The organism is Aestuariivirga sp., assembly GCF_044239095.1.
GTDB lineage: Bacteria > Pseudomonadota > Alphaproteobacteria > Rhizobiales > Aestuariivirgaceae > Aestuariivirga.
In genome coordinates this window covers 1-10,492 of sequence record NZ_JBIICB010000142.1, presented here as the reverse complement: position 1 = coordinate 10,492, position 10,492 = coordinate 1, and the positions used below count along the sequence as shown (strand labels likewise).

The following is a 10,492-nucleotide window of genomic DNA, read 5'->3' as shown; positions in this document are numbered from 1 at the left end:
AGGGCTAAATGGCGGAGGGAAAGGGCCTGAAATCCAACCGTCTCTGGCTGCAAGTCATTGATTTCATGGGGCACGATAGTTCGTGGCGTTCGAATCCCGACCGCGGACCCAAACACCGGAACAGAATAGTTCTACTCAGGAGGCAGCGCTACACCTACCGCAGTGAGCACGCCACTACACAACTAACTGATCTCTTTCCCACCCTGAACAGACACGAACCTATGTTTCTGGTCGCTGCCGCCAATGCATAAGCAAGGATGAACTCCCTCACGCTATGCACTGGTTCTCTGCTTTCGACAGTGATGAATCAGCCTCGGATCTGCATCGACCGCGATGCAGGCCATGATACTGCTACAGGTCCCGAGGCGGGAATGTCGCCGAGTTCCGAATTCTTGACGAGGACGCTGAACTGCTGGCCCTCGCCGGACACGCGGCAGACGGCCGTGGGGCCTGAGAAGGTGATCAATCCGAGTTCGCCGTGAATGACGCAGGAGCCCTGAGGCGCGGGCAGACCGGCCGGGGAGATCGACATTTCTTCCGGGCGGACCGCGAGGGCGCGCACATCCGGTGCACGCGCTCCGGGCCATGGCAGAAGCGTGCCACTGGCCAGCCGCAAGCCCCCCTCCTCCGGCGTTCCGTCGAAGAAATTCGCCTCCCCGAGGAAGGAGGCGGTGAAGCGGTCCTCCGGGGCGTGGTAGAGCTCTCTCGGTGGGCCGCTTCTCACCAGACGGCCGGCGCGCAGAATGCCGATCTGGTCACTGAGCGTGAGGGCCTCTTCCTGGTCATGCGTCACGAAGATGGTGGTGATTCCCACCTCGCGCTGAATGCGTCGCAGTTCTACCTGCATTTCGCTGCGCAGCGCCTTGTCGAGGGCGCTCAGCGGCTCGTCGAGCAGGAGCACACGCGGCCGCGTGACGATGGCCCGCGCAAGCGCCACGCGCTGGCGCTGGCCGCCGGACAGCGCGTGTGGCCTGCGATTACCCAGACCTTCAAGATGCACGAGTTCCAGAGCCTCCCCTACCCGCCGGGCGACCTCCGTTTTCGTGACATGGCGCACCTTGAGCCCGAACCCTATATTCTCGGCCACGCTCATATTCGGGAACAGCGCATAGGACTGGAACATCATGCCGATCTCACGCCGCTCGACGGGCACCCGCTCCACGCTCTCGCCGCCGATCGTTACGCTGCCGCGGTCAGGAAAAACAAAGCCGGCAATGCAACGGAGCAAGGTGGTCTTGCCGCTTCCCGAAGGCCCCAGCAGTCCAAAGAGCTGTCCGTCCGGAAAATCGAGCGACACATCGTCCAGCGCCTTGGCCGTGCCGTAGAGGAGCGACAGGTTGCGCACATGCACTTCGGACATCAACGTTCCCCACCGAACTTGAAAAACCGCGATGCGGCCAGCATCACCGCCATCGAAATCGCGATGATGATGGTCGAGATCGCATTGATCTCTGGCGTGAAGCCCTTGCGGATTGCGGTATAGATTACGACGGGCAGCGTCGCATCGCCGGGTTGCGCCAGAAAATATGACACGACGAATTGGTCGAACGAGACGGCGAAGGCGAAGAGCGCGCCAGCCACCACGCCCGAGGCGATCCAGGGCAGCGTGACATCGCGCATCACCACCCACGGCCCGGCCCCGAGCGAGCGCGCCGCCTCCTCGAGCTGCGGATCGAAGGTCTGTAGCCGCGCGGTGACGACCACAATGACATAGGGAAGCGCCAGCGCCACGTGGCCAATGATGACGGCGGGTGTGCCCCTGCCGATGCCGACCCAGAAGAAGAAGATCAGCATCGCGGTGCCGATGATCAGCCATGGAATGGCGATCGGCGGGAACAGCAGCGCCTGCAGCAGCCGCTTGCCGGGAAACTGATAGTGGAACAGCGCCAAGGCTGCCGCCGTGCCGAGCACGGTGGCGATGACAGTGGTGGCAAGCGCGATCCACAGGCTTCTCCAAGCGGAGGCTAGAATCTCGGTATTGCCCAAGAGCTTGCGATACCAGTCGAGCGTGAAACTCAAGGGAAAGGCGTAAAATTCGGAGGCGTTGAACGACATCAGCGCCATGACGAGAATGGGGGCATAGAGAAAGAAGAGGACCAGCCCCACATAGGCGCGGCCGAGGACTTTGGCGGCCTGGTTCGGCTCTCTCATCGCGCCCTCTTCAGCACGGGGCTGGCGGCGGCAAGGATCAACAGAACCACGGCAAGCAGGATGAAGGACAGCGCCGCGCCGAGAGGCCAGTTGAAGGTCGCCACAAACTGATCTTCGATCAGCGTACCGTAGAAGATGCCATGCTTGCCGCCGAGAATGCGCGGCTCCATGAAGGAACCCGCCACGGGAACGAAGATCAGCACGGCGCCCGCCGCGAGGCCCGGCAGCGACAGCGGCAGCAGCAGGCGGAACAGGATGGTGCGGAAGGGTGCGCCCAGCGAGCGGGCAGCCTCGAGGATGCTCTCGTCAATTGCCTGCAGCGCGAGATAAGACGTGAGGATCACATAAGGGAGATAGGAGTGCACCAGCCCGATCACCACCGCCGTGTAGCTGAACATGAGGTTCACGGAAACGAAGGGAAATACGGCGCCGACCGTATGGTCGATGATGCCGTTGCCGCGCAGCACGATTGCCCAGGAGAAGATCCTCACCAGGCTGTTGCTCCAGAACGGCAGGATGATCAGAAGAAACAGCGCTTCGCGCGCCCGGCCCTTCACGTGGCGGGCAAGGACATAGGCACAAGGGTAACCGATGAGCACGCAACAAGCCGTTACGACAGCCGCGAGAAGAAGCGACCGGCCGAGCAGGTCAGGGTAGATGGCACGCGCGAGAAATTCGGCGTAGTTCGCCCCCGTCAGGTGCCACGCGGCGTTGGTGAAGGGTGCGGCCGAGAGAAAGCTGAAGAACAGCATGGCTGACAGCGGCAGAAACACCGCCACCGTCAGCCAGATGTAGGCTGGCGCCAGGAACATTCCGGCGCGCAGCGTGTCGTTGTTTGATGTGGCTTTGGCCACGTGGAGCAATCCCTACTGGGCCGCCTTCACGTCCTGCCAGAGCTCGGTGTAGATCTTGCGCGTCTCGTCCGACAGCGGCTTCATGAACTTGACCCGCTCGACCACGGCCGGATCGGCAAAGGCCTGCTTGTTGAAATCACTTTCGGGGAGGGCCGCATTGGCCTTGGCATTGGCGGAACTGGGAGCGCCCTTGGCCGCCCACTGCACGTAGAATTCGGGATCGATCATCCAGTTGATGAAGGCGCGGGCCGCATCCTGGTTCTTGGAGGCGGCAGGAATGGCTAGGCTGTCGAGCCAGCCGACCGCACCCTCCTGCGGCACGGCGAAGGCCACCGGCAGGCCCTTGGTGATCGAGCGTCCCGCGCCGCCGGACCAGAAGGTCGAAACCGTGAAGTCACCCGCAGAGAAGAACTGGTTCCAGTCATTTTCCGAAGACCAGAAGGTCTTGATCTGCGGCATCAGCGCCTTGAGCTTCGCTTTCACGGCCTCAAGGTCCTTGATGTCATTCATGTCCTGGCCGAGCGCCAGGGCCGCGAACTGGACCGCTTCAACACCGTCGTCGCGGATCGAGACCTTGCCGGCATATTGCGGGTCCCAAAGGATGGCGAGAGAGGTGGGAGGTGTCGTGACCGCATCCTTGTTGACGGCAAGGCCCGTGGCACCCCAGGTCCAGGCGACGCCGTAGACGTCCCCGCCCATGACCAGATCTGGATTCTGGCCCATGCTGGGTGCGAGATCCTTCACGTTGGGCATGTCGGCCGTGTCGATCTTGGCGATGAGCCCCTCGGCCTTTGCCTGTCCGGTGAAGGCGGAATTGACCAGCACCACGTCATAGGCGCCGGGGTTGGTGCGGAGCTTGGTCAGCATCTCCTGCTCGGAGGTGAAGTAGTCATGCACCACCTTAACGCCGGTTTTCTTCTCGAAGGCCTCCGTGGCGAAGGCCTCGTCGGTGCCGTAACCCTGCCAGTTGAGCACGCGGATCTCGCCCGCGGCCACGGCGAGGGTTGTCGAACCCGTCAGGATGGCGGCTGTCATAGCACCCACCATCATGCGCCTGTTGATCCTGTTCATTCCCTGTCCTCCTTCTCGTAGGCGAGCTAGCCGCCCGGTTGCACCCGTTCCCAGTTTTGCGGCGCGCTGAGCTTTGCTCCACGCGCATCCATGAACCGGCGGGTTTGGGTTGCGTCCGGCGCGGTCGCCGGACCGATGATGGTGGTGGAGATCGCGGCAGCAGCATTGGCGACCAGCGCCGCATCGGCGGGTGCGAAACCCGCAATCATGGCCGCGATGAACACGCCGTCATGGGTGTCGCCCGCACCATTGGTGTCGATCGCGGCGACGGCGAAGCCCGGAATGTGAAGCGTCCGGCCTTCAAAGCTTTGCCAGCAGCCCTCGGCACCGCGACGCACCAGCGCACCTTGGCGTCCGGCGGCAAGGCGGGTCGCAGCCGCAGCGGGCTGATCTTCACCCGTCAGGATGCGCGCTTCGCCCGCATTGGCGCTGATCCAGTCGGCGCGCGCCATGCAGCGGTCCAGCGTCTCCCTCGGGATGTCGGCCACGATGGGGCCGGGGTCGAACATCAGCAGCGGCGGCCGCTGCAATGCCGGAAGCCACGCGAGGAAGGCTGCAGCACTTGCCGGCTTGTACAATGAGTAGCCCGTGAGCAGCGCAAAGGCATGCGAGGATGCTGCAAGGCCCGCGAGATGCGCAACGTCGATCCGGCGCTCCGCCCCATGATGCGAGATGAAGCTGCGCTCGCCTGTGCCATCGACGATGACGGCGCAGCTGCCCTGGTCGATCTCTGCACGCGCCCCCGGCGCAAGCGCGATGCCTTCGGCGCGCAGGGCCGCCTCGGTGATGTCCGCCAGCGGCCCCTGCCCCAGCATGCCACCATAGGTCACGCGGGCACCCATGCGCCGCGCCGCGGCCATCGCATTGAAGCCGCCACCGGCCGTCATCTGGAATTCGGCGGTCTCGACTTCCTCTCCGGGTGCTGGCAGGTGATCGATCCGGTGGACGAGATCCACAACGACGCCCGAAAGCTGCAGCATCCCGCCCTTCATGCCGTCTGCCCTCCGCGCGCCGCACGGATGCGCAGCAGGCCCTCCACCGCCGGTTCAAGAGAAAAGTGGTTCACACTCTGCACCAGCTTCCAAGCATCTGGGGGAATGCCTCCGATGCCGGCTTTGGCGCCGGCCATGCCGCAGGCAATGGCCCCGATGGTGTCGGTGTCATCTCCAATGACCGCACTGAGGAGCGCACAGCGCCACGGGTTTGCCTCAGTAAGGCGCAGGATGGCGAAGGCCATGGGAATGGACTGGAGCGCCGAGACGCTGGTGCCGATCTGCGCGGCGATGCGCAGGGCGGCCTCTTCGCCGCTCCGCCCCTCGGCAAGGTCCAGCGCCTCCGCGATGCGCGCGCGGATCGAACCCGAGCGGGCAGGCTCTCCGCGCCGCTCACCCTCGGCGGCGGCGGCTAGCGCGGTGGCGATCATGGTGTCGAGACCCGCGCCGTCGAGCGCCACGCTCACGGCAGCGGCCACCGCCGCGGCAGAGCCGATGGCCTCGGATGTGTGATGCGTCAGGCGGCAGCTATCCTCAACGGCGTCAAGGAGGACGGAGAGCGGGGCGACAGGCGTGGCGATCGCCACCGGCACAATTCGCATCGCGGCGCCGTTGGTGGTTCCGAGGCGCCCTGTCTCGCTGAGGGGAACGCCCCGAAGCAAAGCTTCGATGGCGCGCTTCGTCGAGGGGCCGAGCAGATCGTTCACGCCCCGGGCATGTGTGTCGCGCTCCCACTCCAGAAGTTGCTCAGCCCACGCCTGCTGATCAACGCGGCCGCCGCGGCTGATCAGGTGTTGAGCCAGGAGGAGGCTCTGCTCGGTGTCGTCTGTGATGGTGCCGGCCTTCAGCCCTCCACTCACCGGGTGGTCCGCAACAGCATCGCAGAAGCCGCTGATCACGCCATAGGCCCGCACGATCTCGTCTCGCGGCAGCGTCTGGGTGGGCATGCCCATGGCATCGCCCACCGCCACGCCCGCCAGCGCGCCAAGGGCCCGTTGCCTGAGAGAGGGCTTCTGCATCAGAAAGCCAGGTGAAGCGCAAAATGGCGCGGATCGAGAAGGCTCACGACATACTCGACAACCTCGCCGCCCGCACCGCGCACCAGACGGCGCGAGCGCAAGAAGGACGTGCCGCTGGCAACGCCGGCAAGCTTCGCATCCGCCTCGCTCAGGAATTCGACCTCGGCCCATTCCTCGCCGCCATGAGCCCAGAGCCCCGCGGCGCTCAGCGTTGCCGAGAGCGATCCGTTCACCAGGCCGCCGGACAAGACCGCATCAAGTTCGGGCCGGTGCGGAATGCGGCTACGCTCGATCGACACCACGCGTCCCGAACTGCACAGTTCACGCACTCGGTCGACCGCCAAAAAATCAGCGCTGGCGAGTTTGAGTTCCGCCGCAAGCGTCGCGTCGCTAACGCGCGCAAGCTGCAGCATCCGAGTCTCGACCGGTTCCTGTTGACGCGAGAGCGCACGGGTCCAGCCCAGCGCGTCATCAATTGTGCGGCCGTTGAACGTCACGAAAGAGCCGATGCCAACCCGGGTGGTGATCAGCCCCTTGTCAGCCAGCGCCTCAAGACCCTTGCGGACAGTGTTGCGGCTCACATCAAAGCGTCGCACCAGCGCATTCTCGCTTTCGAGCTGCGCGCCGTAGCCAAATTTGCCCGAGAGGATGTCCCGCTCGAGGCTGAGGGCGACACGCTCTGTCTTGGCGAAGGCTGATTGCAAGGGCTTCGGCTTGGCCATTTCCTTTCGATAACAGACCTGTCTAAACCTGTCTACTCTACATGCGAAGCCACTGACTTGCTGTGTTCCGTCTAGATTCGCCGCCTCACTTCGCTCGAAGCCTGATTGCGCAGGCGCGGGAGTTGTATGCGGGCGAGGAGCTGGGCATTGACCTCACCGATAGCGTCTATGCGCTGGATTCGACCACTATCGATCTCTGCATGTCGGTGTTTCCATGGGCCCACTTCCGGTCCACCAAGTCGGCGGTGAAGATGCACACACTTCTCGACTTGCGCGGAAATATCCCCAGTTTCATTCATGTTTCCAACGGCAAGCTGCATCTCACAGGAGCATTCTTCGTGACGCGTGCCAAGTCCAATATGGATTCCAGCCGCCTCTACTCGGCCGCGAGTGATCGAAGCAACGGCATCATCTGTGACCAGAGCATCAGGCTCGACGGTTTTCGGAGCAGCGAGTCCTACCCGGAGCACCTCCGTCGTATCCGCTTCAACGACCCTAACACCGAGAAGAAACTTACTTTCCTGACCAACCATCACTTACTACCAGCACCGATCATCTGCGCCCTCTACAAGAGCCGCTGGCAGATCGAGCTGTTCTTCAAGTGGATCAAGCAGCACCTCCGGATTAAAGCCTTCTATGGGACTTCAGAGAATGCGGTGAAGACCCAGATCTGGATCGCGGTGGCCGTCTATGTCCTGGTGGCCATCGTCAGAAAGCGCCTCGGGATCGAGGCGCCGCTCTACACTTTTCTGCAGGTCCTCTCACTCACGCTTTTCGAGAAAATGCCCATTTTACAAGCTTTTTCGAGCCTGCCCAACCAACCCAGTGATGTCGGATTTGGCAACCAATTGAATTTGTTCGGTTATTAACCGGACACTACTGTTCGCGTTTCTCTTTTCAATCGATTCCCGGGAAAACCTCGCTGCAAGCAATCCGGGAGGTCGCAATGGAAAGCATTCTCATCGAAAACCTCATATCGCCCATCACCCTCGCCTTTCTTCTTGGCATTTTCGCCACCCTCATTCGATCGGATCTGGAGATCCCCGAACCGGTGATCCGCATTTTTGCGATCTTCCTGCTGTTCTCGATCGGACTGCAGGGCGGTCGCGAACTGGCCACAGCCGACCTGAGCAACATCGGTGGCGCCGTTACGGTGACTGCGCTGGCAGTCATCCTGCTACCGCTGATTGCCTTCCTCGTCGGCCGCCACATCATCGGCCTCAGCATCGTGAATGCCGCCGGGGTCGCGGCGCTCTACGGCTCGGTGTCATCCGTGACCTTCGTCGTAGCCCGGTCCTATGGTGAAAGCGTCGGAACGCCCATGGAGGGGCACATCACAGGCCTTGTGGCACTGATGGAGCTTGGCATTCTGGTCGCGCTTTTCTATGGGCGACTGGCGCTGTCGCGGGCTGATGGCGTGAAGGGTGCTCCCCTTTCCTCCATCCTGATGGAAACCCTTCGGGGCCGGGGACTGCTGCTTCTCGGCGGTGGCCTCATCATCGGCGCCGCCTCGGGAGAGGCGAATTTCAGGAAGGTCGAGCCCTTCTTTGTCGATCTATTCCGGGGTGTTCTTGTGCTCTTCCTCCTGGAAATGGGCATGACCGCCGGGCGTCACCTGAAGGAGTTTGCCAAGGTCGGTGGACGGATGCTGGCATTCGGCATCATCATGCCGATGGTCAACGGCTTCATCGTCACGGGTCTCGCCACGCTCGTCGGATTGCCCATGGGGTCGGCATTCGTACTCGGCGCTGTGGCAGCCTCCGCCAGCTACATCGACGCCCCAGCCGCTGTGCGCTCTACATTCCCAGAAGCCAATCCCTCGATTTATCTGACCGCCTCGCTAGGGATCACCTTCCCATTCATGGTCCTCGCCGGTGTTCCGATTGTCTAGCAGATGGCCAAGTTCTGGCAGGGACTCTAGAAATTCAAGACCAAAGGTGAACACTTAGCCGCATTGCCGTTCATCGGAGGTCACGCTCCGATGGGCGGCATCCCCCACGCTTGGACGCCTCGCTTTTGCCGTTCATGAATTCAGTGTGCCGTTCATGAATGTCGGCAGCCTGACGACTGGCTTTCGACCGCCAAAGACCTTTCATATCTTTCAGATGGTTAGCGTGGTCATGACAGTAGTTTTGACCGCTTATGAAAAATTCTGGGCCGTCCGTGCAGTACTTGCTGAACTCCAGCCTGTTTCCAATCATGCTCCGGAGTGCTGCTGGGGTTCCCGCTTGCGGAAACCCTTGCTTCCAACCGTTGTTGTCATTTGTGGCAGCAAGACCGCTGCGCATGTCAGGCCAAGCACATCGAGGACCTATTCATGAGGACTTTCTTTCTCGCGGCAACAGCCATCGTTTCCGCAGCGCTTCCGACCACTGCCGCCAAGGCCGCTGACGTCTCGACGGCGGCCTATGACTGGTCGGGCTTCTACCTCGGCCTGAATGCCGGGGCCGGTTTCAACAACTCCGAGGTCAATCATGACTTCAATTACTTCGGGCCTGATGTGGATGGCGGCGGAAGTGCAGGTGAAATCAACGACCTGCTCGACGACGTTGACGCCAACCTGTCAAGCGATGAGACCGCTTTCACCGGAGGCGCGCTGATCGGCTACAACTGGCAGCATGACAGCCTCGTTTTCGGTATTGAGGCTGACATGAATTATGCTGGGTTTGGCAATGACGCGACCAGCAACATCAGCGACCAGCTGAATGAGCTGGGCGGACTACTGGGCGACCCTGGGGCCGGTGAAGAGGAACTCTATGGTACTGCCCGCACCTCCTTCGGGGCTGACTGGTTCGCAACCCTGCGCGGACGTGTCGGCTTCGCCGCCGATAACTTCCTATTCTATGGAACAGGTGGACTTGCCTACGGAAAGATGGAAGCTTCGGTCAAGATCGATGCGACAGAGTTGGAGGACGACGATCCCGATTCCAACCGCTACTACACCGGCTCGACGGACGCCACGAACTGGGGTTGGACGGTTGGCGCAGGCATGGAGTACGGCATCGACAATTGGAGCCTTGGCTTCGAATATCTCTATGTCGATCTCGGATCAGCTGACTGGAGAACCAACCTCGGCGAGACCGTAAATGACGATGAAGGGCAGCTTGTTGGAATCCAGGGCAAGGGGGACGTCGACTACCAGTTCAGCGTCGTCCGCGCGACGGCCAAGATCCGCTTCTGAGCCGCGTTGCATAGCTCTTGAAAGGCCCGGCGTCGACCGGGCCTTCGTATTTCTGGCAATGATGTGCGGTTGATAGATCTCGCAGACGCCATGCGTATTGAAGCGATAGTCACATTGATCCTTCGGGGTCTCAGGCAGATATCGGATGGCTGGCCACGGCGCAGGGGAGGCAGATCAGCATCACTCTAGGTATATTGTAGGCTCCGCTAGAGCGGGCCTGGTCCCAGGTCACGCTGGCCAACGCCGCCAGGATGATCAGGCTGCTTTCCCGGAACCATTGGCCGACTTCGCAGATGAAACGTCGGTGCACTGTCTCACACGACTACGAATGGGGCAAACATCGGGCTGCCAGTCAGATTTCGTTTGCTTCACCGACGCCGAGGAACAGCAGCGCTTCGCGTGCCTGCAAATTGCGCGTCGTGATTGACGCGGATCGATACAACATCTTACGTGAGACGCAGTCGCCAGGCATCCAGGAACGCCTTCGCCCTGCGGCGGCTGA

The 10,492-nt window shown here is 61.9% G+C and carries 9 protein-coding genes and 1 pseudogene; 3 read left to right on the top strand and 7 right to left on the bottom strand.

The window, feature by feature from the left end:
• Positions 1 to 307: 307 nt before the first annotated feature.
• From ACILRA_RS13440 to ACILRA_RS13410, 7 genes are read right to left on the bottom strand one after another with little or no spacing between them, the layout of a single operon-like run.
• Positions 308 to 1,360 carry an ABC transporter ATP-binding protein gene (locus tag ACILRA_RS13440; protein WP_395662604.1) on the bottom strand — a complete coding sequence of 351 codons (1,053 nt, stop codon included), beginning with the start codon at positions 1,358 to 1,360 and terminating at the stop codon, positions 308 to 310.
• Entirely contained in the window at positions 1,360 to 2,151 is a 792-nt protein-coding gene (locus tag ACILRA_RS13435; RefSeq protein ID WP_395662603.1) for an ABC transporter permease, read from the bottom strand. Before ACILRA_RS13435 ends, ACILRA_RS13440 begins: the two co-directional genes overlap by 1 nt.
• A complete protein-coding gene (locus ACILRA_RS13430) occupies positions 2,148 to 2,963 on the bottom strand; it encodes an ABC transporter permease (RefSeq protein WP_395662605.1) in 816 nt (271 codons plus the stop codon). Before ACILRA_RS13430 ends, ACILRA_RS13435 begins: the two co-directional genes overlap by 4 nt.
• Positions 2,964 to 3,017: 54 nt before the next feature.
• Positions 3,018 to 4,076, bottom strand: coding sequence for a PotD/PotF family extracellular solute-binding protein (locus tag ACILRA_RS13425; protein WP_395662602.1), 1,059 nt, complete (start codon positions 4,074 to 4,076; stop codon positions 3,018 to 3,020).
• 26 nt (positions 4,077 to 4,102) lie between these two features.
• Positions 4,103 to 5,068 carry a PfkB family carbohydrate kinase gene (locus ACILRA_RS13420; protein WP_395662601.1) on the bottom strand — a complete coding sequence of 322 codons (966 nt, stop codon included), beginning with the start codon at positions 5,066 to 5,068 and terminating at the stop codon, positions 4,103 to 4,105.
• Positions 5,065 to 6,087 (bottom strand): ADP-ribosylglycohydrolase family protein, encoded by a 1,023-nt coding sequence (locus ACILRA_RS13415; protein ID WP_395662600.1) that lies wholly within the window; start codon positions 6,085 to 6,087, stop codon positions 5,065 to 5,067. The genes ACILRA_RS13420 and ACILRA_RS13415 overlap by 4 nt, the downstream gene beginning before the upstream one ends.
• Positions 6,087 to 6,809 (bottom strand): GntR family transcriptional regulator, encoded by a 723-nt coding sequence (locus ACILRA_RS13410; protein ID WP_395662599.1) that lies wholly within the window; start codon positions 6,807 to 6,809, stop codon positions 6,087 to 6,089. The genes ACILRA_RS13415 and ACILRA_RS13410 overlap by 1 nt, the downstream gene beginning before the upstream one ends.
• A 92-nt stretch (positions 6,810 to 6,901) precedes the next feature.
• Between ACILRA_RS13410 and ACILRA_RS13405 the strand changes: the two are divergent.
• From ACILRA_RS13405 to ACILRA_RS13395, 3 genes and pseudogenes are all read left to right on the top strand, one after another.
• Positions 6,902 to 7,678 (top strand): annotated as a pseudogene (locus ACILRA_RS13405) (IS4 family transposase); the annotation flags it as partial.
• A 77-nt stretch (positions 7,679 to 7,755) separates the two neighbouring features.
• Positions 7,756 to 8,700 carry a sodium-dependent bicarbonate transport family permease gene (locus tag ACILRA_RS13400; RefSeq protein WP_395662598.1) on the top strand — a complete coding sequence of 315 codons (945 nt, stop codon included), beginning with the start codon at positions 7,756 to 7,758 and terminating at the stop codon, positions 8,698 to 8,700.
• A gap of 426 nt (positions 8,701 to 9,126) precedes the next feature.
• The gene (locus ACILRA_RS13395; protein WP_395662597.1) at positions 9,127 to 9,990 is read left to right on the top strand and encodes an outer membrane protein; all 864 of its coding nucleotides are present in this window, start codon (positions 9,127 to 9,129) and stop codon (positions 9,988 to 9,990) included.
• The last annotated feature ends 502 nt before the right edge of the window (positions 9,991 to 10,492 follow it).